This window comes from Burkholderia sp. 9120 (assembly GCF_000745015.1).
In the GTDB taxonomy this organism is placed as follows: domain Bacteria; phylum Pseudomonadota; class Gammaproteobacteria; order Burkholderiales; family Burkholderiaceae; genus Paraburkholderia.
Genome location: NZ_JQNA01000002.1, coordinates 4,336,990 through 4,362,854, shown reverse-complemented (window position 1 = coordinate 4,362,854; position 25,865 = coordinate 4,336,990). Strand labels below are relative to the sequence as shown.

At 62.7% G+C, this 25,865-nt stretch carries 19 protein-coding genes and 3 pseudogenes; 9 read left to right on the top strand and 13 right to left on the bottom strand.

Annotation, left to right across the window (positions count from 1 at the left end; translation table 11 throughout):
* Positions 1-176: 176 nt before the first annotated feature.
* Both FA94_RS27595 and FA94_RS27590 read right to left on the bottom strand, forming a co-directional pair.
* Complete coding sequence (locus FA94_RS27595) at positions 177-1,013, bottom strand: universal stress protein (RefSeq protein WP_035557216.1); 837 nt, start codon at positions 1,011-1,013, stop codon at positions 177-179.
* A gap of 103 nt (positions 1,014-1,116) precedes the next feature.
* Positions 1,117-2,790: an oleate hydratase gene (locus FA94_RS27590; protein WP_081936163.1), complete on the bottom strand. Its 1,674-nt coding sequence runs from the start codon at positions 2,788-2,790 to the stop codon at positions 1,117-1,119.
* A gap of 202 nt (positions 2,791-2,992) precedes the next feature.
* Between FA94_RS27590 and FA94_RS27585 the strand changes: the two genes are divergently transcribed.
* The 5 genes from FA94_RS27585 to FA94_RS38840 all read left to right on the top strand — a co-directional run bounded on the left by FA94_RS27585 (position 2,993) and on the right by FA94_RS38840 (position 6,725).
* Complete coding sequence (locus tag FA94_RS27585; protein WP_035557213.1) at positions 2,993-4,033, top strand: zinc-dependent alcohol dehydrogenase family protein; 1,041 nt, start codon at positions 2,993-2,995, stop codon at positions 4,031-4,033.
* A 100-nt stretch (positions 4,034-4,133) separates the two neighbouring features.
* Positions 4,134-4,823: a CBS domain-containing protein gene (locus FA94_RS27580; RefSeq protein ID WP_035557211.1), complete on the top strand. Its 690-nt coding sequence runs from the start codon at positions 4,134-4,136 to the stop codon at positions 4,821-4,823.
* Between the two features lie 144 nt (positions 4,824-4,967).
* Entirely contained in the window at positions 4,968-5,963 is a 996-nt protein-coding gene (locus tag FA94_RS27575) for a DnaJ C-terminal domain-containing protein (RefSeq protein WP_035557209.1), read from the top strand.
* Positions 5,951-6,280, top strand: coding sequence for a chaperone modulator CbpM (locus tag FA94_RS27570; RefSeq protein ID WP_081936376.1), 330 nt, complete (start codon positions 5,951-5,953; stop codon positions 6,278-6,280). The genes FA94_RS27575 and FA94_RS27570 overlap by 13 nt, the downstream gene beginning before the upstream one ends.
* Positions 6,281-6,482: 202 nt before the next feature.
* On the top strand, positions 6,483-6,725 hold the full coding sequence (locus FA94_RS38840) for a hypothetical protein (protein WP_156126721.1): 243 nt from the start codon (positions 6,483-6,485) through the stop codon (positions 6,723-6,725).
* Here FA94_RS38840 and FA94_RS27565 read toward each other — a convergent pair.
* The 7 genes and pseudogenes from FA94_RS27565 to FA94_RS27535 form a co-directional block, all read right to left on the bottom strand.
* The gene (locus tag FA94_RS27565; protein WP_035557205.1) at positions 6,688-8,115 is read right to left on the bottom strand and encodes a TolC family protein; all 1,428 of its coding nucleotides are present in this window, start codon (positions 8,113-8,115) and stop codon (positions 6,688-6,690) included. The two genes, FA94_RS38840 and FA94_RS27565, sit on opposite strands and share 38 nt — an antisense overlap.
* On the bottom strand, positions 8,115-10,370 hold the full coding sequence (locus FA94_RS27560; protein ID WP_051980805.1) for a peptidase domain-containing ABC transporter: 2,256 nt from the start codon (positions 10,368-10,370) through the stop codon (positions 8,115-8,117). The genes FA94_RS27565 and FA94_RS27560 overlap by 1 nt, the downstream gene beginning before the upstream one ends.
* Before the next feature lie 14 nt (positions 10,371-10,384).
* Positions 10,385-11,659, bottom strand: a pseudogene (locus FA94_RS27555) (HlyD family secretion protein).
* A 21-nt stretch (positions 11,660-11,680) separates the two neighbouring features.
* The gene (locus FA94_RS27550) at positions 11,681-11,986 is read right to left on the bottom strand and encodes a hypothetical protein (RefSeq protein WP_156126720.1); all 306 of its coding nucleotides are present in this window, start codon (positions 11,984-11,986) and stop codon (positions 11,681-11,683) included.
* Between the two features lie 134 nt (positions 11,987-12,120).
* Positions 12,121-12,462 carry a hypothetical protein gene (locus FA94_RS27545; protein ID WP_051980803.1) on the bottom strand — a complete coding sequence of 114 codons (342 nt, stop codon included), beginning with the start codon at positions 12,460-12,462 and terminating at the stop codon, positions 12,121-12,123.
* 221 nt (positions 12,463-12,683) lie between these two features.
* Positions 12,684-14,055: pseudogene (locus FA94_RS27540) on the bottom strand (LLM class flavin-dependent oxidoreductase).
* A 68-nt stretch (positions 14,056-14,123) separates the two neighbouring features.
* Positions 14,124-15,008: an ABC transporter substrate-binding protein gene (locus tag FA94_RS27535; RefSeq protein WP_231585148.1), complete on the bottom strand. Its 885-nt coding sequence runs from the start codon at positions 15,006-15,008 to the stop codon at positions 14,124-14,126.
* A 255-nt stretch (positions 15,009-15,263) separates the two neighbouring features.
* On the opposite strand from FA94_RS27535, the gene FA94_RS27530 reads away from it, so the two are divergent.
* Positions 15,264-15,809 carry a glutathione peroxidase gene (locus tag FA94_RS27530; protein WP_035557199.1) on the top strand — a complete coding sequence of 182 codons (546 nt, stop codon included), beginning with the start codon at positions 15,264-15,266 and terminating at the stop codon, positions 15,807-15,809.
* Positions 15,810-15,917: 108 nt separating this feature from the next.
* Here FA94_RS27530 and FA94_RS27525 read toward each other — a convergent pair whose 3' ends face one another.
* From FA94_RS27525 to FA94_RS37410, 4 genes and pseudogenes are all read right to left on the bottom strand, one after another.
* On the bottom strand, positions 15,918-17,147 hold the full coding sequence (locus tag FA94_RS27525; protein WP_035557196.1) for a porin: 1,230 nt from the start codon (positions 17,145-17,147) through the stop codon (positions 15,918-15,920).
* A gap of 65 nt (positions 17,148-17,212) precedes the next feature.
* Positions 17,213-17,452, bottom strand: a pseudogene (locus tag FA94_RS39275) (ATP-binding cassette domain-containing protein); the annotation flags it as partial.
* Positions 17,453-17,548: 96 nt separating this feature from the next.
* Positions 17,549-17,944, bottom strand: coding sequence for an ABC transporter permease subunit (locus FA94_RS27515; RefSeq protein ID WP_081936375.1), 396 nt, complete (start codon positions 17,942-17,944; stop codon positions 17,549-17,551).
* Between the two features lie 97 nt (positions 17,945-18,041).
* Positions 18,042-18,884 (bottom strand): hypothetical protein, encoded by an 843-nt coding sequence (locus FA94_RS37410; RefSeq protein ID WP_156126719.1) that lies wholly within the window; start codon positions 18,882-18,884, stop codon positions 18,042-18,044.
* Positions 18,885-19,779: 895 nt separating this feature from the next.
* Here FA94_RS37410 and praA point away from each other — a divergent pair.
* The 3 genes from praA to FA94_RS27490 all read left to right on the top strand — a co-directional run bounded on the left by praA (position 19,780) and on the right by FA94_RS27490 (position 25,863).
* Positions 19,780-20,262, top strand: a complete 483-nt coding sequence (gene praA / locus FA94_RS27500) for an alkane oxidation protein activator PraA (RefSeq protein WP_035557186.1) — start codon at positions 19,780-19,782, stop codon at positions 20,260-20,262.
* 684 nt (positions 20,263-20,946) lie between these two features.
* Positions 20,947-22,698 carry an efflux RND transporter periplasmic adaptor subunit gene (locus FA94_RS39935; protein WP_035557183.1) on the top strand — a complete coding sequence of 584 codons (1,752 nt, stop codon included), beginning with the start codon at positions 20,947-20,949 and terminating at the stop codon, positions 22,696-22,698.
* Positions 22,699-22,701: 3 nt separating this feature from the next.
* Positions 22,702-25,863, top strand: coding sequence for an efflux RND transporter permease subunit (locus tag FA94_RS27490; RefSeq protein ID WP_035557180.1), 3,162 nt, complete (start codon positions 22,702-22,704; stop codon positions 25,861-25,863).
* The last annotated feature ends 2 nt before the right edge of the window (positions 25,864-25,865 follow it).

Below are 25,865 nucleotides of genomic sequence, written 5' to 3'. Positions count from 1 at the left end.
CAGGAACGGCGCGATATCTCGACGGACGAGCGCGGCCAGCAAAGCAGTAGTCAACGATCAGCGGTGGCCGCGCGGCGCCTACTCATGCAAGCCGCGCGCCGAACCCGCTCCGCGCATTTTCCGCGATTTGCGCGATTCGTACCAGTGCGTCCGACATGACGCCCCGGCTCGCCGGCTCAATGCGACAGCAGCACCGGCAAGGTCATCGACTGCATCACGGTATGGGTCGCGCCGCCCAGCACCAGTTCCTGCCAGCGCGTACGGCCATAGCCGCCCATCACCAGCAGGTCCACGCCGAGTCCGGCCGCTTCCGAGAGCAGCGTATCGCCGACCGACGCCTCCGAATCGACCGTGACGTCGCGGGTCTCGACATGGACGCCATGCCGCGCGATCGCCGTGGCAATGCCGGCCATCGGAATCCGCGCCGTCGCGTCGCGATGCGCGCCGTTCACCGCCACGACCGTGATACGCGCGGCCGAGCGCATGAACGGCAGCGCGTCGTGGACCGCGCGGGCAGCTTCGCGGCTGCCGTCCCAGCCGACCAGGACGTGTGTCCCGGCCGACTCGACGCTGCCCGCGTAGGGCACCAGCAGCACCGGCCGGCCGGCGGACAGCACGAGGTTGGCCGCGAAATTGTCGCCGACGTACGCCTCCGGATCCTGCGGGTCGTCCTGACCGGCAATGATCAGGTCCGCGCAACGGCCCAGTTGCGGCATGGCGAGCGTGGCCGCCTGATCGGTGGCGAGCCACTCGCCCGGCACCTGGGCGCGCTTCAGCTCCGCATGAAAGAGCCGTTCGAGCGCGCCACGCCGCTCGGCACGCAACTGCTGGTGCGCCTCGAAGTAACCGGACGTGCCGGACATCACGTCGAGCGAACGCGGATTCGGCGTGTACAGCGCAAACACGCCGGTCAGATGCGCGCCGAACTGTCTGGCGAGGGTGATAGCGAGTTCCAGACGCGGATGCGCGCGCAGACTCGTATCCAGATGAACGACGAGGGTCCTGTAGCTCATGGCAAGGCTCCGAAAGTCAACGAACGACGCACATGCGACGCACAAACGTGTGCCCCGAGTCTATGAGCGCGAGGCCGCGCGGCGTTGATTCAGATCACGCTCTCTACGTCCGGTCCCGCAGCGAAGAGAACGCCTGATGCACCACCCGCGGATCGTGCTGCCCCTTGTAGACTGCCGGCGCCGCACGATCGAGATCGAGCAACGCATAAGCGGCGTTCTGCGCCGAGCGCACCGAATACTCCACCGTGAACACCACATCGTCCGGCAACTCGCAGAACTGCCCGATGAAGGCGAGATTGCGCCAGCCTTCCGGCGTCACGGCCGGCCGGTCGCCATGCTTGCGCGGCAGGAACTGACTCGTGATGAACGGCATCATGCATGGAATGCAATTGGCGTGATCGAGGATTCGAGCGGCTTCGGCGTCGATCTGCAGATGACCGAGCATCTCCGTCAGGATTTCGCGGCCGGTGCAGGCGTGCATCGGTTTGCCGACGAAATCGCCCGGCTCGTCGACGCGTAATCCGTAGCCCCACAACACCTGCACGTCGGCCGGCTGGCCGATGAAATGCGGCTGATGCGGCAACACGATCGAGGCCAGCCAGCTCGATTCCGGAAACGTGATCAGACCGCCTTCGCCCGGCACGTTGCCGGTCAGATCGCGGATCAGCCGGAACAGCGTCGGATCGCGCAGCGTCACGGTGAAAGAGAGCCATTTCGACGCATCGGTGTGATCGGCGAACACGCTGGGGTGGCCGAATTCGGGCCGGCCGGCGGCGATGTTTTTCCACAGACGCCAGGCGCCGGTGCTGTCCACAGTGTTCAACGGCGCGGGGCGATCCATGCCGCCCAGACTCGACGCGGCGGTCATCGAACCGAGCGTGACGATCACTTTGTCGGCGGGGCCGACCGGCAACTCGACACGCCGCTGCGCGGTTTCGCAGACCAGCCCGCGCACGCGATTGAGCGTGTCCGTCTCGTCGACCAGCAGATCGGTCACGCAGGTGTCCGCTTCGAAGACCACGCCGTGATCGTCCAGCCAGCGGCGCAGCGGCAGCACCATCGAATCGTACTGGTTGTAGACCGTGCGCATGATGCCGTGCAACTGGTTGAAGCCCGCCGACATATGCGCGAAACGCAGCAGATAGCGGCGGAATTCGACCGCGCTATGCCACGGCTGGAACGCGAAGGTCGTGCACCACATCAGCCAGAAATTGGTCTCGAAGAACGATGCGTCGAAGTGGTCGGCAATCCGGCTGTCGGCGAGCATCCGTTCCGGTTCGATCGACAGACGGCCCAGCGTGAGCAGATGTTTTTCGTCGAGCCCGTACGCGGGCGCGGCTTCGCGTCGGCCGTTCCTGACCAGCCGCGAAGTCGACGAGGTGCGGATCGTCTCGTTCCAGTCGAAGATTTCCTGCGTGACGCTCTTGCTGTCGTCGAGCGTGGGGATCGACGAGAACAGATCGTAGGTGCACAGATACTTGCTTTCGAGCATGCGCCCGCCGCGCACCACGTAACCGCTTTGCGCCGTGCCCGCGCCGTCGAGGCTGCCGCCGGGTTTGTCGAGCGCTTCGAGAATCGTGATGTCGCGGCCACGTACCCGGCCGTCGCGGATCAGGAAGGCCGCGGCCGCCATTGCGGCGATGCCGCCGCCGACCAGGTAGAACTGGCCGTCCGCCGTGTCGGCGAGTCGGTCGGTAGCGAGGTCGGCGTGGCGAGTTGCGTGGTGAAGCGGATCAGTTTTTTGCACGAGGGAGGTCCTTTCGATAAACGCCGCCATGCCCCCAATACGGACAGCGGACGTCGGCTCAACATACGCGCGGCCCGCGCCGACGCGGTTGCGTTGGATCAAGCAACGGTCGCAGCGAGCGAGGCTTCGGCGGGCAAAGGGATCGCTTGATGCACGTCAATGGGCAGGGCGTGGACGAGCTTAAAGTCAGTCCTGCAAGCTCATTGCTCATTGCGTACCACGGAGGCAGCACATGAAAGCGCTCGTGTATCACGGTCCCGGCAAGAAGTCGCTCGACGAACGGCCGATGCCCACCCTCATCGCTCCCACGGATGCGATCGTCCGCATGACGCGCACCACGATTTGCGGCACCGATCTGCATATCCTCAAGGGCGACGTGCCGAGCTGCGAGCCGGGACGCGTGCTTGGCCACGAAGGCGTCGGCGTGATCGAGGAAGTCGGCGCGGCGGTGTCGACGCTGAAGGTCGGCGACCGCGTGCTGATTTCGTGTATTTCGTCGTGCGGCCGCTGCGACTACTGCCGCCGCTCGATGTATTCGCATTGCACCACCGGCGGCTGGATTCTCGGCAACCGGATCGACGGCACCCAGGCCGAATACGTGCGCATCCCGCACGCCGAAACGAGTCTGTACCCGATTCCCGCCGGCGCCGACGAAGAAGCGCTGGTGATGCTGTCGGACATTCTGCCGACCGGCTTCGAGTGCGGCGTGCTGAACGGCAAGGTCCAGCCCGGCAGCACCGTGGCGATTGTCGGCGCGGGGCCGATCGGCCTCGCCGCGCTGCTGACCGCGCAACTCTATTCGCCGGCGCAGATCGTGATGATCGATCTCGACCCGAACCGGCTGGAGGTGGCGAGCCGCTTCGGCGCCACGGCGTGCATCGACAGCGGCCGGGTCGATCCGGTCGATGCGGTGTTCGCGCTGACCGGACAGATCGGCGTCGACTGCGCGATCGAAGCGGTGGGTGTGCCCGCAACCTTCGAGTTGTGTGAAGCGCTGGTCGCGCCGGGCGGCGTGATCGCCAACGTCGGCGTGCACGGCGTGAAGGCCGATCTGCATCTCGACAAGCTGTGGGACCGCAATATCTCGATCACCACCCGGCTGGTCGACACGATCAGCACGCCGATGCTGCTGAAAACCGTGAGCGCGGGACGCATCGATCCCACGCGGCTCATCACGCATCGCTTCCAGCTCGAAGACATGGCCGGCGCCTACGACACCTTCAGCCGCGCGGCCGAAACGCATGCGCTGAAAGTGATTATCGAAGTGTCATAACCGCCGTGCGTCATACGGCCTCACGGCCATGCTCAGGCAACGCGCCGCGCAGAGTGAGCGTGCGGCAAAACATTCAACGCAACCGTCAGGGAGATTCATCATGCGTGCAGCGGATGTGATGACCAGTAACGTCATTGCCGTCAAACCCGAGATGACCGTGCGCGAAGTCGCGCGCATTTTCGTGGAGCGCAAGATCAGCGGCGCGCCCGTGGTCGATGCAGCCGGCAAGTTGATCGGCATGATCAGCGAAGGCGATCTGCTGCACCGCGTGGAGATCGGCACCGAACAACGCCGCCGATCGTCGTGGCTCGAACTGTTCTCCACGAACGACGACGCCCGCGGCTACGTCAAGTCACATGCGATGCACGTGCAGGACATCATGTCGAGCCCGGTGGTCTCGGTGGACGAAGACATGCCGCTCGGCGAAATCGCCAACCTGCTCGAAACGCGTCGCATCAAACGCGTGCCGGTCACCAAGGCGGGACAGCTCACCGGCATTGTCAGCCGCGCCAACCTGGTTCAGGCGCTGGCGAGCCTGCCCGAGGAACCGGCACCCGACACCACCTTCTCCGACCGCGAGATCCGCGCGATGCTGCTCGGCGAACTGGCCGGTCACACGTGGGCGTTCGCGGGGCGCAACGTCGTCGTGACGGACGGCGTGATTCACCTCTGGGGCGTGTTCCATTCGATGGAAGCCGTCGAAGCGGTGCGGGTGGCGGCCGAAGGTATTCCTGGCGTGAAGCGGGTGGAAGACCACACGGAGCCTTATCCGGTACTGCCCGGCATTTGATGGACCGCCGCCGGTTGGGGCGGGTTTCCATGTGGGCTGCGCCACTGGCGGGCCGCCCAGATTGGTATAAAGTAAAACGGTGACTGCCGTGCGGCGCGCAGGCGCCGCACCGCTGCTTCCTGACCTCAAGGAGCTGCCGCCAGGATGAAATACAAGGACTATTACGAGGTGCTTGCGCTCGAGCGCGGTGCGTCTCAGGACGACATCAAACGCTCGTATCGCAAGCTCGCGCGCAAGTATCACCCGGACGTCAGCAAGGAGGCCGACGCCGAAGAGCGCTTCAAGGAACTGGGCGAAGCCTACGAAGTGCTCAAGGACCCGGAGAAGCGTGCCGCCTACGACCGCATGGGCAGCGAATGGCGCAACGGTCAGGAATTTCAGCCGCCGCCGAACTGGGACGAGGGCTTCGAATTCCGTGGTGGCGGCGCGGGGGGTGGCAGCAGTGCGGGTGACGAGGCCGGCGCGCAGGCCGATTTTCAGTCGTTCTTCGAGCAGATGTTCGGCGGCGGCGCGCACGGCCCGCAGGGTCGACACGGGGCGCAGTCACAGCACCGGCCGTTCGACATGCGCGGCGAGGATCATCACGCGAAGGTGCTGATCGATCTCGAAGACGCGTATCGGGGCGCGCAACGCTCCATTTCCCTACAGATGCCGGCGGTGGACGCGCAAGGCCATGTCACGCTGGAAACGCGCACGCTCGACGTCGCCATTCCGAAAGGCATTCGCGCGGGGCAGCACCTGCGGCTGGCCGGTCAGGGCGGCCCCGGCTCGACGCCCGAAAACGCCGGCGATCTCTACCTTGAAGTCGGCTTTCGCGAGCATCCGCGTTTTCGCGTGGATGGCCGCGACGTCTCCATCGAGTTGCCGGTCGCGCCATGGGAAGCGGCGCTCGGCGCGCAAGTCACGGTGCCGACCGTCGACGGTTCCGTCGAGATGACCGTGCCGGCCGGCTCGGCAGGCGGACGGCGTCTACGGTTGAGAGGCAAGGGGATTCCCGCCAACCCGCCGGGCGATCTGTACGTGGTGCTGAATCTCGTGCTGCCGCCCGCGGACAGCGATGCCGCGAAGGCCGCTTACGAGACGATGCGTCGGTCTTTCAGCTTCGATCCGCGCGCGCACTTTTATGGATCATCCTCGTGAAGGAGACCACTGTGACGACTTACATGGAAGGCCAGATCGTCGATGAAAACGTCGAATTCACGCTGGTCGAGTTGTGCCGGGTGAGCGGGGCATCGACGGAAGAGATGACGCTGTGGGTTTCTGAAGGCGTGTTCGAACCCGCGGGCGAAAAGCCCGAGGAGTGGCGTTTTAGCGGCGTCGCGCTACGGCGCGTGCGAACCGCGCAGCGCCTCGCGCACGATCTGGAGATCAACCCGCCGGGCATCGCGCTTGCGCTCGACCTGCTGGACGAGATCGAGGCGCTGCGGGCGCGCGTGAAGCGTCCGCGTGGGGCTTAGGGCGCGTGCGCTGGTGATTTGGGATTCATGCGGCGAAGATTCTCGCCGCATCAGGTTCCATTAAGGTTCGCTTGATAGGCTGGAACGTCGGTTGATGTGCGTACTGTGATGTGCGTAGTGTGCCGCCCGGACGGTTTCGTCGTTTGGGACGGTTGGTTGCGCGCGCAACGCTCGTCGCGTTTTGCTTATCAGGCAGCAGCCCATGAAGCTTTCCACTACCGTCAGGTTGCGCGCTTATCTGGTGACCGCGTCGATGTCGGCGGTTGTCATCCAGTTAGGCGCGTTGGTTTCGATCTTTGCGTTTGGTGTGCCCGAGGCTTATTTTCAGACGCTGATGTTTCGGCTTGCCGCGGCGGGTGCGATCTGTGCGATGGTGTTGGGGTTTGCGGTTTTCTCGGCCTCGATATCTACCGGCCGAGTTTGCCGAGGCTCGCGGCGAGTTTGAGACGTGCGGCGCGCCATTTCGACGCCGCAAGAACGCGCTGTTTCTGGGCATCGGCGAGCGCGGTTTGTGTATTCAGCAGTTCGGTGAACGTGCCCACACCCTCCTTGTAACGGCCGCGCGCAATATCGAGCGCGTGCTGCGCATCGTCGAGCAGATCTCGCGAGTTGGCCAGATTGGCGGCGTCGGCCCGCACGCTGTGGTAGCTCTTCCACACGTCGAGCGATACCTGCAACTGGTCGTCGCGCAGCATCGCCTCCCGCGCGTCGGCTTGCGCCTGGGCCTGCTCGATTCGATAGTCGGACGCGAAACCTTCGAACAGTGGAATCGTCAGTTGCACGCCGATCGTGCTGCCGCGGCTTTGCGTGATCGGAATCGACCGGGGTTGCTGCTGGTATGACGGGTTGTTCTGCGTGAGGCTGCCGACGAGCGCGAGGGTCGGGCGGCCCTGCGCGCGTGCGGCGTCGACATTCGCGCGAGCCGCGTCGAGTTTTGCCTGTGCGGCGACAAGCCTGGGTTCGCGCAGCTTCGCTTCGTCGATCAGTGCGTCGATACCGGCGCTGATGTCCTCCGGCGCATCCGCGTCGCGCTCGGCGGACGCGATTCGTATCGCGGCGTTCGCCTCGAGTCCTAGCGCGACGGCAAGAACGCCTGTCGCCACGCGGACCTCGCCTTCCGCATAGACCCGTTCGAGCAGCGCGCGTCGGTGGCCGGTGCGGGCCTGCAGTTCGTCGGCTAGCGCGCCGGCGCCAGCGACATGTTTCGCTCTCGTCTCATCGAGGCTTTCGCGTGAGATCGCTTCGGTGCGCTGCGCTGCATCGAGTGATGCCTGGGCGTCTCGCAGAGAGTAGAACGCCTGGGCCGCGTTGAAAAAAACCGTCTGCAGCGTGTCGTCCTGCGTGGCGTTCGCCGCTGCGAGCAACGCGCCGGCCTGCCGCCGGGAGGCGCCGCGCTTGCCAAAGTCGAACAGGACCCAACTCAGGTTCAGCACCCCGTAATTGCTCGACGTATTCTGCGACTGGCGGATCGAGCCTGCGCCCAGCGCACTGTAGTCGTAGGTGGTGGACAGCGTGTCACGCTCGGCGCCCATTGTCCCGTTCAGCGTCGGCAGGTAGGCGGTATCGGCAATACCCAGCGCGGCGCTTTGCGCGCGCGCCTGTGCCCACGCCACACGCAACTGCGGATTCGCACAAACCGCCTGCAGGACTACGTCGTCGAGTTCGAGCGGTCGCGTGTCCGGCAACTCGCGGCATGAAGCGTCTTTTAACAGTGGTGCTGCAGGCGTGAGCCACACGCTGCTCTGCGTGGCGAACACGTCAAGAAGCATCTGGGCATTGACGCGAGGGGCACCGGTTAGCGCAACGACCGCGGCGGCGAGAAGACGCCGTTTCATCAGTTGGGCTGTTCGACGGGCCACGGCGTGGCAACGCCAGGCGTCGCAAACGGGCGGGCCGATGCGATTACGGCCGCCGGCTCGTGAGCGCCGCGAGAGCTGCCCATCGGCGCCGCTGAAGCGGTCTCGAAAGACTGCGTAGTCGGCCGGTCGAGCACGATCCGTCCACTGTTCAACATCACGACGCGATCGGCCGACGCAATCGTCTCGGGTCGGTGAGCGACGATCACGCGCGTGATCCGCAGCGCGCCGACGGCCGTGTTGACCTCCTGCTCGCGCTGCAGGTCGAGATGGCTCGTCGCCTCGTCGAGTACGAGAATCTTCGGCCTCTTGTATAACGCGCGGGCAAGTAGCACGCGCTGTTTCTGCCCCCCGGACAGGACAGTGCCCATATCGCCGACAAGCGTGTTGTAGCCCATCGGCATCGCGACAATATCGGCATGCACCGCGGCGAGCCCTGCACACTCTGCAACCCATCGCAAGTCGGCGTCCGGATCGAAGAAGCTAATGTTGTCCGCAATCGAGCCGGCGAAGAGCACGTCGTCTTGCAACACGGTGCCTACGAGCGCACGCAGGCGATCGAGTCCGAGCCGCTCGAGTTCGATTCCACCGATCCGCACTTTGCCCGCCGTCGGTTCTAGCACGCCGAGCAGGACGTTGACGAGCGTCGTCTTGCCGCATCCCGACGGCCCGACTATCGCTACCGATTCGCCGGGAGTGATAGCGAGCGCCACGCCGTCGAGCACGGTCGGCTCGCCCTCCGCATAGCTGAAGCAGATCGCGTCAAATTCGATGCTCGCGGCGAGGTGGTCGGCTTCGCCCGGCACATGGCGCAGGCTGGCGTCAGGCTCAGGGCTCGCGAATACGATGTCGGCTAGCCGCTCGCCCTGCAACTGCAACATGCGCACCTCGAAATACTTATCGATGAGGCCGCCGACGCGACTATCGAACTGCATCTTGTACGCGTTGAATGCCATGAGCACGCCAACGGTAAACTGGCCCTCCATCACCATCCGTGCACCGAGCCAGATAACCAGCAAGCCTTCTATGCCGAACAGCAACCCATTGACCTGCTGATACAGCAACTGCAGTTTCTGCGTATGCAATCCGGCGTTGACTTGCTCGACGAACAGAGACAGCCAACTCGCACAGCGCTCGTTCTGCCGATTGAACAGTTTGATCGTTTTCACGCCGCGCACGCTTTCGAGAAAGTAACTCTGTTGTCTCGCGGCGCGTACGATCTGCTCTTCGGTTGCGCGCCGCAGAGGACGGTACCAAAGCCAGCGCAGCAAAGTATAAAGCGCCATCGCGCCGAGCGCGATACCACCGAGCGCGCTGCTGTAGATGAACATCATCACAAGCGTGGCGACGGTCATCAGGCCGTCGATTACCGCGCTCAGGAACGATGTGGTGAGCGTCTGCTGGATCGCGTCGATCGAACCAAAGCGCGACACGACGTCGCCGAGATGGCGTCGCTCAAAGTAGCGCACCGGCAAGCTGAGCAGATGCATGAACACGTTCGCACGCCACCGCACATTTAGCGTCGTGCCGAAGTACATCAGCACCCACGCGCGGACTGCGCTGGTCGCCTGCTGCATAAACAGCAGGAGCCCGAACCCGAGTGCCAGCACGGTGAGTAGATCGTGGTCGGCGCTGACGATCACCTCGTCGATGACCCATTGCATAAAGAACGGCTGCACGATCGCAAACACTTCGAGCGCGAAAGCGAGCGCCAGCACCTGGCCAAGCGAGCGGGATAGCCCCGACACGGGACCGAGCAGCGCACGCAACCTGATCGGCGGTGCCGGATCGCGCTGTTTGAAACCACCGGTGGGCCACAACTCCAGTGCGACGCCGGTGAAACAGCGCGATAGCACGTCGAGCGGCAACTTGCGAATGCCTTGTGCGGGATCGTGTATCACAGCGAGCTTGCCGCTGATCTTTTTTAACACGACGAAGTGGTTGAAGTTCCAATGCAGGATGCACGGCATGCGGAGTTGCCCGATCTGGTCGAGGTCGAGCTTTAGTGCACGAGTACCCAGTTCGAGGCGTTGTGCGATCTCGATCAGGCGAGCGAGCGCGGTTCCCTTTAGCGATACCGGAAAGCGGCCGCGCAACGTGGCGAGATCCACATGGTCGCCGTGATAGCCGGCGACCATCGCAAGACAGGCGAGTCCGCATTCAGTTGCTTCTGTCTGCAAGAAGATGGGCAGCTTGCTGCTAAAACCGAACGAGAGGCGGTCGGAAAAGAACATGGCGGAAAGAGACATTAGAGTTTGCCGGTGAGACTGTAGAGCGGCTCGAGCACCCATTCGTAAAGACGCCGGCGTTCGCGCAGGATGTCGGCTTCGAGCGCCATGCCCGACTGCAGCGGTTGCGGCTTGCCGTACGCGGTCACTGTCTGCTGATCAAGCGTGGCCGTGACGCGGTAGAACGTAGCGTCGCCTCCACGTGCACCGACTGCGGCCATGCCACTCATCGACAGTTCGGCGGCCGACAGCGCCGTCCGCGCGATCGACGTCACCTGCGCGCGATACTGGCCGAACTTCTGGTACGGATAAGCCTGGTAGCGCACTCGCACCGGAACGCCGACGCCGACGAAGCCGACCGCCGCGCTGGGCACGTACAACTGAACGTACCAACGCGAGCCTTCCGGCACAATGCTCACAGCCGGATGGATGGCGTCTATCGTCTGGCCCGGTTCGGCAATGACGGCGGTCGCGATACCGTTCTCAGGCGCGGTGATGACGAGTTAGCGTCGCGCCTCGCTTTCGATCAGTGTCTGGTCGACATCGATCACGCTGCGATCGAGCTGCGCCAACTGGTTCTGCTGCCTGAGCGCAAGACCGGCGAGTTCGTTCGCGCTCGCCTTGACTGCCTGGGAGACGTTGGCCCGGTCGCGCTGCAGCCCGAGCAGCTTCGACTGCTGGTCGATCAGATCGGCTTGCCGTTGCTGGAGCTGGTCGGTCGAGACGTAGTCCTGGGCGAGGAGACGCCGATAGCGGCCAACGCCGTCGGCCGCAAGCGATGCGCGTTCGACTTGACGTGCGAGCTGGTCTTCGAGGCGGGCGAGTTCGGCGCGCAAACTGGCGTGCTTCGCCTGCAGCGTATCGCGCTCATCCCGTTGCAGCAGACGTATCTTGTCGCTCTCGCGCAGCAGCGATTGTTTGCGCTGACGTGCCTGCTCGATCAACGCGACCTGTGTGCGACCTTCGGCGGCGCTCTGCAGGTCGGTGGAGAGCGTATAGAGCACCATGCCGCGCGTTACGTACTGACCTTCGACGACTGCCTTGCGCAACACAATGCCCGACTGCTGTGAATAGACCTTGACGAGTCCGATGTTGGGCATGACGACGCCATCCACCGTGGTGCGGCGCGTATAACTGCCGAACGCCAATAACGAGGCGACGGCGAGCGCCATGCAGATGGCTACAGCCGTCAGGAACGAGAACGAGACAGGGCGCGCCAGCACGATCTCGCCGATTACCGACGTGCGCTGGGCATCGAGTGCTTTATTTCGGAAAAGTTGGGTACGGCTGCTCATTGAAGTCTCAATTGCCGTCTACTAATTGCCTTTATCTTTTTCATGAAAGATTTCTACATAATCGTACAATGCAGTTCCGAGCGAGGCGGGCAAGGCAAAGGCAATGGCGGCAGTACCACCATTCATTTTGGATAGAATTCCCAGCAGTGACAATGCCAGTCCGAAAAGTGCACCGTAAATCGGCAGGTCGGTTTTGTACCACGGGATATTAAGAAAGCCGGGCCATTTTTTTGAAGCGATCTTCCTCAGAAAAATTATACTGATCAGACATAAAGCGCTTCCGGTCACATAATCTATAGCGTAGTCTTCGGCCAGCAAGAAAAACATGGAGATTATTATCACCATGAATAGAGTGGAAAACGCAATGAATTTTTCTAGAAATTTTCTGGTGGATATCATATAAATACTTGAACGCTAGGCCCAGCTATTGCGCCAAGCTTGGCGCGCTTTAGTCAGGAATTTTATTGAAGCTGATCAGTAAACTGCAAAAGGTCATTGAACGTCGGCGCCCCGTTGGGGAAGAAGTATGCCCACCCGTGATCCTGAAGTTTGTCCGCTACGTAAGCGCCCGCCGCTCCGCCCGCCAGGCCGCCATACATGGTGCCGATGCCGGCTCCAATAATTGCGCCGCCCAAAGTGCCGATGCCGGGAAGGAATGATCCAACCGCCGCGCCAAATCCTGCTCCGACTTCCGGACCGATTGCTTGCCCTGCGACTGTTCCTCCGACCGTGCCTGCTACTGTGCCGGTCAAGCCGGCACCGGAGACCTGTTCGATTTCTTGCCGATTCAATTCAACAATCATCTGGATTCCTGTGGATTAAAAAATTGGAGAAATTTTTCGCGTGGCCACGGCTCGTAAATTATCTGTAATGCGAATCATTGTCAACGCCAACTGATCAAAATGACACGCCGAGATCGGTTGAAGAAACTTCGGAGGGGTAGTGAAGAAAGGTGCGTGAACGTGAGCGCATTCGTCGCATGGCGACGAACACCATTTCGCAAGGGGAGATGCGATGGAATGTGCTATTGCGCTGCTACAGTCAGGCGTTGGTCCGTTGCAACCTGAACATACCGATTCACCGGTCGCGGCAGCCCCAGATTTTCCCGCAGCGTGCACCCCTCGTACTCGGTCCTGAACAGCCCACGCCGTTGCAACTCCGGCACGACCAACTCCGCAAACTCACCCAGCCCACCGGGCAGCCACGGCGACATGATGTTAAAGCCGTCCGCGCCTTCTTCCTCGAACCATTGCTGTAACTGATCGGCGACGCTCCCCGGCGTACCGACCACCTGCTGATGTCCGCGCGCACCCGCAATCCGCAGATACAGTTCGCGGATCGTCAGGTTCTCGCGCCGCGCCAGGTCCAGCAGCAAACTGCTGACGGCTTTTACCGCCATTGGTTTCCGGCAGATCGGGAACCGGCCCGTCCAGCGGATAGCCGGACAGGTCGACACCGCCCGACATATTCGACAGTAGCGCCAACCCGACCGTAGGATGAATCAGTTCCTGCAACGCGTCGAATTTTGCACGCGCCTCGGCTTCGGTTTTGCCGATCACCGGGAAGATGCCGGGCATGATCTTCAGGTGATCCGGCTGCCGCCCGTAGCGCGCGAGCCGTCCCTTGATGTCCCGATAGAACGTCTGCGCTTCCTCCAGCGTCTGGTGCGCGACAAAAATCATTTCAGCGGTTTGCGCGGCGAGTTCCTTGCTGGCATCCGATGCGCCTGCCTGCACGACGACGGGCCAGCCCTGCGGCGAACGCGCAACGTTCAACGGCCCGCGCACCTTGAAATGCTTGCCGCGATGGTTTAGCACATGCAGCTTGTCGGGATTGAAATAGACACCGCTCTGCTTGTCGCGCGAGAAGGCATCGTCTTCCCAGCTATCCCACAGACCCGCGACCACGTCGTAGAACTCTTTCGCGCGTTCATAACGCACCGCATGGTCCGGATGCTGCTCGAAACTGAAGTTCAGCGCCTCGGATTCCGTACTCGACGTGACGAGATTCCAGCCTGAGCGGCCACCGCTCAGATGATCGAGCGACGCGAATTTGCGCGCCAGATTGTAGGGTTCGTTGAAGGTGGTCGACACCGTCGCGATCAGGCCGATGTTGCGCGTGACCACCGAGAGCGCCGACAACAGCGTCAACGGTTCGAAGTGATCCGCGCGCGCGGTACGCGATAGCGAAGCGAGATTGGTATCGCGCACGCTGACGCTATCGGCGAAAAAGATCGCGTCGAATTTGGCCTGTTCGGCGATACGCGCGACTTGCGCATAGTGTTCGAAGTTGAGCCCGCCATCGGCCTGAGCCTCGGGGTGCCTCCATGCGGCGATATGGTGGCCCGTCTCCATCAGAAACGCGCCTAGCTTGATCTGCCGTTTTTTCTCGCTCATCGCGACACTCCGTTTAGCCGGGCGGCATGGTTGTAACACTTACGCTGCAATCGAGGATAGGAACCGCCTCAGAGCTTCGGCAACCCCGGCGGATTAGTCGCCGACCGCGCGATCGCCTCCGAGCCGAGATTCCATCGGTCCAGCACACGCGTGTACGTACCCGACGCAATCAGGTCGTTCAACGAGGTGGTGAGCGCATCGGCGAGACCGCTGCCTTTGCGCGTCGCGATTGCGAGTTCGGCGGTGCGCGGCCAGCCGCCGCTTACCGTGCCGACCAGTCGGGTCTTGCCTTGCTGCGCGGCCTGATAAGCCTGGGTCGCATTGACGCTGAACACGGCATCGGCGCGGCCGGCTTGAAGCGCGAGATTCCTCACGGCAACGTCGTCGTAGTACTGGACGGCGACCGGCTTCAGACCGTGCGCGACATTCTCCTTGTCCCACGCCAGCAGGATCTTTTCCTGGTTGGTGCCGGAGTCCGTGACAATTCGCAGGCCGGCCACGTCCTTCGGCTCCTTCAGCGAAACGATCTTGCTATCGGACTTCACGTAAAAGCCAACCTGATCCTGACGGTAGCTGGAAAAATCAAATTTGAGCTTGCGCTCCTCCGTTACCGTGACGTTCGACAACACCGCGTCGACCTTGCCGGACTCCAGCGCAAGCGGCCAGTCGGCCCATGCCACCGGCACCAGCTCCAGCTTTCTACCCAGGCTATCCGCGACTACTTGCGCGAGGTCGGCATCGAAACCGACTACGGTTTTGGCGTCGGTGGCATAGGTGCTGATCGGCGGGATGGTCGGATGAATGCCGATCGTCAGCGTGTCGTCTTTCACGAAACGAAACTGCGCGGACACGGCTTTCACGGCCGCCGGATCTTTTTGCACGCGGATCCGGTCCGGTTGCTGCGGACTGAGATCCAGCGCGACGCCGGCCAATGCGAGCGTGCTGAAGCCCATGGCGATCGACGCGATCGCACTGAGCACAGCTAAGCCGGTGAAGCGTAGTGAACGTTGTGGTTTCATGACTGAACTCTCATTCTGTTTGGGGTGGAGTGCGTGAGACCGTGCACGCGCTCGACAATAGCGTCCCGCCGAAACCAGGCGAACCAATCAATAGGAATAAGGATATTGAAGGGTGGCTATGCCGCGTTCTGCCGAAATTCAAAAAGCGGCGTATCGTGTGCCCATCCCTCAACCAACCGAAGGTGATCCATGAGTCAAGCCTTATACGATGTACCCGTCACGTCGATTGAAGGCACGCCGCAAACACTGAAGCCGTTTCAAGGCAAGGTGCTGCTGGTCGTGAACGTGGCCTCGAAATGCGGGCTGACGCCGCAATACGAAGGTCTGGAAAAACTCTACGAAGACAAACGCGGCGACGGTCTCGAAGTACTGGGTTTTCCAGCGAACAACTTCAAAGGCCAGGAGCCGGGCAGCGACGAGGAAATCCAGACCTTCTGCACCAGCACCTATGACGTGAAATTCCCGCTGTTCTCGAAGATCTCGGTGGTCGGCGCCGACCAGCATCCGCTGTATCACACGCTGACGGCCGCGCAGCCCGACGCCACCGGCGAGGGTCCGTTCCGCGAACGGCTCAAGGGTTACGGCATCGAACCCAACGCTGTGCCGGACGTGCTGTGGAATTTCGAAAAATTCCTGGTCAGTCGCGATGGTCGCGTAGTGGGGCGTTTCTCTCCCGATGTCACCGCCGACGACCCGCGCCTCGTCGCGGCAATCGAGGCCGAACTGGCACGCTAAGGGCGGTGATGAAGTACTGGCGCGGGACCATCGGAATGCAGCGCATCCACGGTCCCGCATCAGGTAGGAGAGGGCCATCCATGCAACAGGCCCTGTCATTCGAGTGCATCAGAACAGATGCTTCAGCCCCGCCGATACCGCCACCTGCCTGTCCGTCGCGGAAGGTGTCAGATAGCCGATCGCCGCGACCGCGGGACGGCCCAGCGAATCCGTGCCGCTCGCATGCTGGAATGCCCCAGTCAGGTAAAGCTCGGTCGCTTTCGACAGCGAATACGCGCTGCCGAGATTGAATTGCTCGTACTTCGCATTGCCCTTGCTGCCCACACTGCCGCCTTGCGTGTAATCGAACGACGTGCCGAAGCGCAGGTACGGCGTCGCCTGATAACGCAGACTCGCGCTGACCGTGCTGAGTGTCGTCGAGCCGCTGTAATTGAGCGTATTCAGCGACGCGTTCGAGCCGAGCCCGCGGAACTGTGTGGTCGAATAAGCCGCGCCTAAAATCGCACCGCCCACCGTGTACGTGGTCGCGACCGACACCGTCTGTTGCGTATGCGCCGAAGCGAAACCCGCGATCGCCGGATTGGACTCCGCGGCCGTGGCCGAGCCGGCGGAACCGAGGTTATTGCCGGTCGCGCTCGCATTGGCGTTCGTACCGTAGAGCGACGAATTCGGATTGCGCGCATTGATGATCGACGCCGCGAAGGCAAATGCCCCGCCGCTATAACTCAAACCGGTCGACCAGAACTGATTCTGCGTGACATTCCCGGCCACGCCGCCCACGCTGTACAACGCGCCGAAGCGGAACCCGCTGAACGAATCCGACAGGTACCTGACCGTGTTGTTGATACGGTGCGTGAAGTTCAGGTTGTCGTAGTCGGCGGGGTGGATCGCGAGGTTGCCCCAGTACCAGCCGGCCAGCAGCGGCGAGATGAACTCCACCGACGTATCGGCCTGACGCCCCAGCGTGAACGTGCCGTACTTGTCGGCGGTGAATCCCACCCACGCCTGACGGCCGAACTCGGTGCCGCCTTGTCCAAGCGCGCCGCTATTCACGCTGAAGCCGCTTTCGAGCTTGAAGATCGCCTTCAGTCCGCCGCCCAGATCTTCCGCGCCGGTGAGGCCCCAGCGGCTTGACGACAGTCCCGACGAACCGCCGTCGAGTTGCGCGACCTGTGTACCGCCTTTAGGTTTGCCGGAGGCCGACGTCACCGCGGTTTGCGCATTGTTCGAATACGTCACGTTGCCGGTCACGATGCCGTACAGCGTGACGCTGCTTTGAGCACTGGCAGTACCGGCCAGAAGAGACGACACGCCAAAGGCGAAGATGATTTTTTTCATGGTTGTTCAAATCAGTTTTATTGAAGTCGGGGATGATTTGCCGGTGCGAGAAGCGAGGTGGCAAGTCACCTTAAGCAAGCCGAACTGATTGAACAAACAACCATAATCGATATGGATATCGGCAAACTGTGCGGGTAGGGCGCGCTAGTAGCGAACCTCAAGCGATAACGTCCGACTCGTCGAAGCGATAACGTCCGACTCGTCGACACCCGCACGTCGCCGTCGATCTCGCGATCGAGCCCGGCGAGCACGCGCAACGACGTGCTCTTGCCGCAACCGCTCGGTCCGGCCAGCGCGACGAATCTCCAGCGACTGACCGTCGATCACGCGGCGCGCGCCGAACCGTTTGGTGAGGTCGCGGACGCGCACGGCGAGCGTGTCGTCCACGGCAACAGGATGATTCAACGAGCGCGAAATGCCGGACGCCATGACAGTAGTCCCTTTTCGAGAGCGCGCACGCCGAAATCCGCAGCGAGGCCCAGCAGCGCATAGATGATGAGGCACACGACGATAATGTCGGTGCGATAGACTTCGCGGGCAAACGTGACCAGATAGCCGAGCCCGCCCTGGCTGTTCACCTGCTCGGCCAACACCAGCGCGAGCCATGCCGAACCGAGCGCATAACGCAGGCCCACCAGCGCGGTGGGCAGCGCACCGGGCAGCACCACATGAAGGATCAGTTCGGCGCGGCTGAAGCCGAGCGTCTGTGCGGCTTCCACCAGCCCCTGTATCGCTGGGTGCAGCGCGTGTTCGTGGCGCGCAGCTTGTGGAATTTCCGCTCGTTCACGCGGCTGCATGAACGCGTTTTCGATCCGAAAAATCTGTCGCAACCCGCTGCGGTGGCCGCGGCGCCGACGCGGCGTGAACCGCTTGCTGCGGCCTAGCTGCGATGGCTCAAGGCGGCCATTGCAGTGCAGTGCGAATCCGTTCGGCGCGATCGACCGCTTCGCGGCGGTTGATCTCGGCGCCCGTCAGATAGTCACCCGTCTCCGACGTCCCCGTTTTGTAGATGCTCAACTGCAGCAGCGCCAGCACGTTGCGCGTCAATTGTTCGTCGACGCAGGCGTCGGGCACGGCGCACAGTTGACTGAGCAGCACGAGCGCGGCGGATCGGCCCCGCGCGGCGAGTGCGAACACGCGGTCGCCGAGCATGCCGCCGCTGCGCAAAGGGATCTCCAGCCACTGTTCGGGGTGTCGTGCGGCCAGGCTCAGAACGGCGCCGGGTTGGCCCGCATCGGCGGCCTGCTTCAACAGGTCGTCCGCGTAATGCGCGCCGTGCAGATCCGGTTCCCGGCATCGCAACGACATCTCCTGAGCGGCGAAGGCGCCACGCTCGCAGGCATCGACCCAGGCCGCGGCTTCAAAGAGGCCCTCCGGGTCGGTGCGTCCCGCGAGCGCGCCGAAATCGGGAAACGACAAAGCACGCTGCAGCGCTTCGTCGAGCGTATTGCTGAGGTTGGCTTCCGGTTGGATCAGCGATTTATCGCGTCCCGCCGTTTCCAGCCGCGATAGCACGTCAATCCCTTCGTGAGTCGAGGAGGGCGGTGCCGCAGGAGACGCCACCGCCAGGTTATGGCGATTCGTGACCGGTCCGTTATTTCCAGGCTCGGCCTCCGCTTGAATCGCAACCTGCGTGGCGGGGTCCGCGCGCGTCGGCCACTGCCCCATCAAGATCGCAGTCAGCGCTATCGTGCCGAAGCCCAATACCCCACAGCCGGCGAAAAGCCATAACCGCATGGCGGTAGGTTTTCTCGCGTTCCGGAATGACATAGTGCGCGTTTCCCCATTAACAGCCGATTGCCGACGCAATCAATCGGATCGCGGCGCTTTCTAAATTAGTCGGCCCGGCAGTCAGAATACGCTAATTGCATCAGGTCGAAACTATTAAACGCCTCCGCACCGTGACACCGGATTCATTCGACCGTTTAAAAACATCCGCGAAACGACGGCAATACAAGGCTCAGCCGAAAGCATCGGTTTGGATCAAAAATTCTATATACAGGCCGCGCCGTCCAGACTACTGTGTGCCCACATAATTATTTGAAACATCCGGCCAATGACTGCGGTGCACTGCAGCATCCCAATCCAACGAGGAGTGCGATGGCACAAGCGTCTCGCGAGACACCACGCCTATTACGGGATTCAACCCGTTTTTAAATGCGGCGCGCATTTTCAGACTGAATAGATCGTCGGCTAACTGGGCCGGGCAGTGCTATACGCGGCATTTTAATGTCGTGGCCTGTTACGTCCGTATCAAACCGGCTTACGTATGCCGAACGATTATCGTACGTGGCGAATTAAAAATACTGACGGAGACAAAGCAATGGGATTTGGGACACCTGTGCGTGGCGCTGTGTCGGCCGTCATTATGCGGGCCTTCGTGCAATCGCAACCAACATGGCAATCGCAATCGAAACAGCAATCGCATGAGGTTCGGCCTTCCTGAAAACACCACACCAAGGCGATCAGGATCACGAACGACGCCGACGGCGGCAGGCATGACGATGCCCGCCGACCGAGCGGATGGCAGTAGTCAGGCGCGTCAAACGGTCAGGCGGCGAGGTCCACGCACAGCGCCGCCGGCTGCCCAACTCCAGCAATTTCTTTAGCCTTTTTTCTGGGAAGGTAAATCATGAAGCTGATCAAAACTTTCGCATGCAGCAGCGCCATCGCTATCGCATTCGCCGCCGTCGCGCCGATCGCCGCCGCGGCGACGATCGGACCGGCAGGCGCTTCCTTCAGCGCACCGGGCACGATCAACGTCAGCACACCGATCGCGCCCAATGTGAGTTGCGGTATCACGCTCAGCGGCGTGGTGAGCACCGACGGCACGTACGCGCAGATCAACTCGGTCGCGATCACGGGCGGTGGCCTGTGCGGCGTGCCGCAGATCATCGGACTGCCGTGGAAGCTCGTCGCCACCAGCACGACGACCGGCAATGTGGCGAACGTCGGCTTCAGCGTGCTCGGCGCGAACTGCGGTCCTTCCACGATCAGCGGCGCGTGGAGCAACGCGACCAATACGCTGAGCGCGAGCAATCAGCCGCTGTCCGGCAACTGCAAGGTGAATAGCCTGTCGGTCAGCCCGAATCCGGCGTTCACGGTTTCGCCGTAATCGAGCTGTCGAGCTTCGCCGCAAAAACCGGCGAAGCTCGCGCAACGGTCGGCGATCCGTCAACTCGCCTGGCAGCCTGGTCTATGGCCCAACTCACTATGTGGCGCACGCTGAAAAGCGCACAAAATAGACCTATTATTCGCGCAGCCTGATTCCCACCCTCACATGTTGTTTTTCGATTAGCGGTGCTACACTGCCTGCGCGCAGAGGTGGGAAAACGCACGAAACATTCCCGGGCAAATGGCCATTGCCTTCTAACTCGGTGCAACGGTACTGGATATCCGATTGACATACTGCTAGAAAAATAAGGAGCACGTATGCATCAGTGGACGAGTCACCCGGAACACGCTTGCTGGCGCCGCACTCGTCCGTGCGGTTTGCCTCCCTTCATTTCCATGCGGTTCACCCGTTTTTTGCGGTCGCTTTAACGGCTTTGTCATAGGCCGTGAGTCGTCGCTGAACGACAGGACGCTCCACGTTTGTCCGTTTTTAACGAGCGGAAGCGAATTGGTCCGCAGACGGATTTCACGTTGAGCACACGCACATTCGTGCGGAATACCTGGCGCTGCAGCGCAGTATCAAGATGGTTCCACGCGCACGCACCGGCAACACGCCGCGGCGTAGCGCGATTGCGTCCCGGCGTCCGTGCACCACGGTCCAGCCGCTTTGCCGACGGAGATCACGATGATGCGAGCGTTGCACGTCTTAACCACTGGCCTCGCCATTACGGTGCTGGCAGCGCTGAGTGGATGCCACGACAAACCGGCGCCGGAAGCCGCGCGAGCGCCGGTCAACGTCGACGTGGTCGACGTCGCGCTGCGCGACGTGCCCGTGCCTTTCGACTACGTCGGCCAGACGGAGAGTTCGCAACAGGTCGAGATCCGCGCGCGCGTGAACGGCTTTCTGGAGAAGCGCGTCTACCAGGAAGGCGCGATGGTTCATCAGGGCGACGTGATGTTCGTGATGGACCGCAAGCCGTTCGAAGCGGCGCTCGACGCCGCGCGCGCCGAAATGGCACAGCAGAAAGCGCGGCTCGATACGGCGCAGGCGAATCTCAATCGCGTGCGGCCGCTCGTCGCGAAGAATGCGCTGAGCCAGAAAGATCTCGACGATTCGATCGGCCAGCAGTTGAGCGCCGCCGCCGCGCTCGAACAGGCGCGCGCCAACGTCACCAGTGCGAATCTGAATCTCGGCTACACGACGATCACCGCGCCGGTCACCGGCCTGTCGAGCTTCGCGAAGAAGCAGGACGGCTCGTATATCGATTCGTCCAATAGCCTGCTGACTTACGTCGCCAAGCTCGATCCGATGTGGATCAATTTTTCGCTGTCCGAGAACGAGATGCTGCAATTGCGGGCGCAGACCGCGAACGGCACGCTGAAGCTGCCGCCGCTCGGCGATCTCGAAGCGGTGATCGTGCTGGCCGACGGCAGCATCTATCCGCAGCGCGGCCATATCGCGTTTCAGGACGCGGCGTTGAGTTCGGAGACCGGCACGTATCTGATTCGCGCCGCCGTGCCGAACCCGGCCGGCTCGTTGCGGCCCGGGCAGTTCGTCCGGATCAAGCTGCTCGGCGCGCAGCGCAGCGCGGCGGTCGCCGTGCCGCAGGGCGCGGTCATGCAGGGAGCGCGCGGCGAATACGTGTGGACCGTCGATAAAGACAACAAGGCGCAGCAACGCGCGATCGAAGCCGGCGAATGGAACGGCAACGACTGGGTCGTCAATTCCGGCCTGCAGGTGGGCGATCGGGTCGTGATCGACAACGCGATGCGATTGATGCCGGGAGCGGCGGTGAATGCGCGTGTGGTGCCGTTGCCGGCCGCGAGTGTGAATATCGCGGCGATCGCGGGCGGGGCGGGTGGAACGGCGGGGGGTGGCGGTAAAGCCGCGGGTCAATCGGGTGCGAGCGCAACGACCGGGGCGGCGGGTCAAAACGGTGCGGGGGCAGGGGCGCAAGGTGGCGCGGCTCAGTCCGGCACGAGCGCGACGGCAGGTGCCGCTGGCGGTGCCGCAACAGCGGGCGCAACGGGCGCAACGGGCAACGGCACCAACAGCGCCAGGGGCAACGCCGGCGCTCAGGCAAGCACGACAACAGCCGGCGCCGCACAACCGGCCCACACCGAACTCTTCTTCGCTGTCGGCAGTTCAAGCCTCGACCACCAATCCGCCGACACACTAGCCACCGTGGCACGCCAACTGGCGTCTTCGCCCGGTGCGCGCGTGGCGATTTCCGGCTACACCGACGCCACCGGCTCCTACGCCGACAACGTCAAACTGGCCGCCGCGCGTGCCGCGACCGTGCGCTCCGCGCTGATCGTCGCGGGCGTCGACGTCGCGCGGATCGACATGCACCGCCCCGCACGGATCGTCGCCACCGACGCGCCCGACAAATCGCGCCGCGTCGATGTCACCCTCAGCCCCACGACCGGAGGCTGAGCGATGAAGTTCGCCCACTTTTTCATTGACCGGCCGATTTTCGCGTCAGTGGTGTCGATCATCCTGGTGGTGGCCGGCACGGTCGCGATGTTCAACCTGCCGATCTCGCAGTTTCCCGACATCGCGCCGCCCACCATTACCGTCAGCGCAACCTATCCGGGTGCGAGCGCCGAAGTCGTCGCGCAGAACGTGGCGGCGCCGCTGGAGCAGCAGGTCAACGGCGCGGACAACATGATGTACATGAACTCGTCGAGTTCATCGACCGGCAACATGACGCTCACCGCGTACTTCAAGACCGGCACGGACCCGTCGCTCGCGCAGGTGGATGTGCAGAACCGCGTGAATCTGGCGCTGCCGACGCTGCCCGATTCGGTGACCGCGCAAGGGGTCTCGGTGCAGAAGCGCTCGTCGGCGTTCATGATGGTGATCGCGATCTATTCGCCGGACAACACGTACGACCAGTCGTACGTGGCGAACTACGCGAACGTCTACGTGCTCGACGCGTTGAAGCGGATTCCGGGCGCGAATCAGGCGTCGATCTTCGGCTCGGCCGACTACGCCATGCGCATCTGGATCAAGCCTGACCGGATGGCGAAGCTCGGCATCACCGTCGCCGACGTGCAGCAGGCCGTCAGCAACCAGAACCAGCAGTTTTCCGCCGGCCGCCTCGGCCAGTCGCCGACCAACGGGCCCGTGCAGCAGACCTTCCCGGTCGCCACCAAAGGCCGCATGACCGAACCCGCCGACTTCGACAACATCATTCTGCGCGCCGGTTCGGGCGATGCGTCGACGGTGCGTATCAAGGATATCGGCCACGCGGAACTCGGTGCGAAAGATTACTCGCTGCGTGGCCGCTATAACGGCAAAACCGCCACGCTGATCGCCGTGTACCAGCAACCGGGCGCCAACGCGCTGCAGGTCGCGAAAGAGGTGCGCCAGACCCTCGAAAGGATGCAGAAGGGCTTTCCGCCCGGCCTCAAATACGAGGTCGCGCTCGACACGACCGAGTTCGTGCAGGAGTCCATCGGCGAGGTTGTGCACACGTTGCGCGACGCGGTGATTCTCGTGATTCTGGTGGTGTTCATTTTCCTGCAGAGTTTTCGCGCGACGCTCGTGCCGATTCTCGCGGTACCGGTGTCGATTCTCGGCGCGTTCATCGGCATGATGGCGTTCGGTTTTTCGATCAACATGCTGACGCTGTTCGGCATGGTGCTGGCAATCGGCATCGTGGTGGACGACGCGATCGTCGTGATCGAAAACGTCGAGCGCAATATGTCCGAATTCGGTCTACCGCCGAAAGAGGCCGCCAAACGCGCCATGGACGAGGTCACCGGACCGGTGATCGCGATCGTGCTGGTGCTGCTCGCGGTGTTCATTCCGGTGGCGTTTCTGTCCGGCATTACCGGGCAGTTGTACAAGCAGTTCGCGGTGACGATCGCCGTGTCGGTCGTGCTGTCGGGCGTGGTGGCGTTGACGCTGTCGCCGGCGCTCGCCGCGATCCTGCTCAAACCGGAAACGAAAAAGAAGAACCGCTTTTTCCTGTGGTTCAACAGGCGCTTCGAGAGCATGACCGAAGGCTACGGCCGCGCGGTGCAACTTGCGATTCGCCGCGTCGTGGTGTCGATCCTGCTGATCGTCGTGATGATCATCGCGACGGGCGGCCTCTTCAAACACATTCCGTCGTCGTTCGTGCCGACCGAGGATCAGGGTTATCTGCTCGGCGCGGTCGTGCTGCCCGACGCCGCCAGTCTCGACCGCACCGGCGATCTGTCGCAGCGCGCCGAGCAATGGTTCGCCAAACAGCCGGCGGTCAAATCGGTCGCGGCGCCAATCGGCTACAGCCTGGTGGATTCGCAGTACAAGTCGAACGCAGGCACCTTGTTCATCACGTTGAAGGGTTTCAAGGAACGCGGCGAAAACGGCACTGCGGAAGACCTGATCCGCGACGCGAACAAGGCCTTCTCCGGTTACAAGGACGGCGTGGTGGTGCCGCTGAATCCACCGTCCATTCCGGGTCTCGGCACCACCGGCGGCTTCGAGTTCTGGCTGCAAAGCACCGGCGACGGCAGCTACCAGGACCTCGAAGAACGCGTGCGCGCGTTCATTGCGAAGGCGCGCCAGAACCCGGCGCTGCGCGGCGTGAACTCGACCATCAACACGCACTCGCGGCAATTGCTGGTCGAGGTCGATCGCGAGCGGGCGGAATCGCTCGGCGTGCCGGTGCAGGACATCTATGCGGCGTTGCAAACCATGTTCGGTTCGTCGTACGTCAGCCAGTTTCCGAAGAGCAGCCGGCTCTTCCAGGTGATCGTGCAGGCCGAGCCGCAATACCGCACGCAGCCCGACGATATCCAGCAACTGTATGTGCGCAACCGCAGCGGCGACATGGTGCCGATCAAGGCCGTCACCACGTTCCGCTTCGTACCGGGCGCCGACATCGTGACGCGCTTCAACAATTTCCCGGCCGCCAAGATCACCGGCGACGCCGCGGCCGGGCACAGTTCGGGCGACGCGCTCGCCGCGATGGAGCAGACCGCGCAGGAAGTGCTGGGCGACGGCTACAGCTATGCGTGGAGCGGCCAGGCCTACGAGGAGAAACAGGCCGGCTCGACCGCCGCCGCGGTGTTCGCGTTTGCATTGCTGATGGTGTTCCTGATTCTCGCCGCGCAATACGAGAAGTGGTCGTTGCCGATCGGCGTGCTGCTCGCGGTGCCGTTCGCGCTGTTCGGCGCGCTGATCGGCATCCTGCTACGCGGCATGGAAGACGACGTGTACTTCCAGATCGGCCTGACCGTGCTGATCGCGCTCGCGGCGAAGAACGCGATTCTGATCTTCGAGTTCGCCGTCGAGATGCGCGAGAAAGAGAACCTGTCGCCTTACGACGCCGCGTTGAAGGCCGCCAAGCTGCGTCTGCGGCCGATCATCATGACCTCGCTCGCGTTCATTCTCGGCTGCGTGCCGCTGGCGATCGCGAGCGGCGCGTCGGCTGCGAGCCGCCGCTCGCTCGGCACCGGCGTGATCTTCGGCATGCTCGGCGCGACGGTTATCGCGCTGTTCTTTATTCCGATGTTCTTCTGGGGCTTCGAAACCCTGTCGTCGCGACGCAAGGGCAAACCTGAGCCGGCCACCGAGCCGCCCGTTGCGCCCGGGCCGAAGGAGGGTTGAAC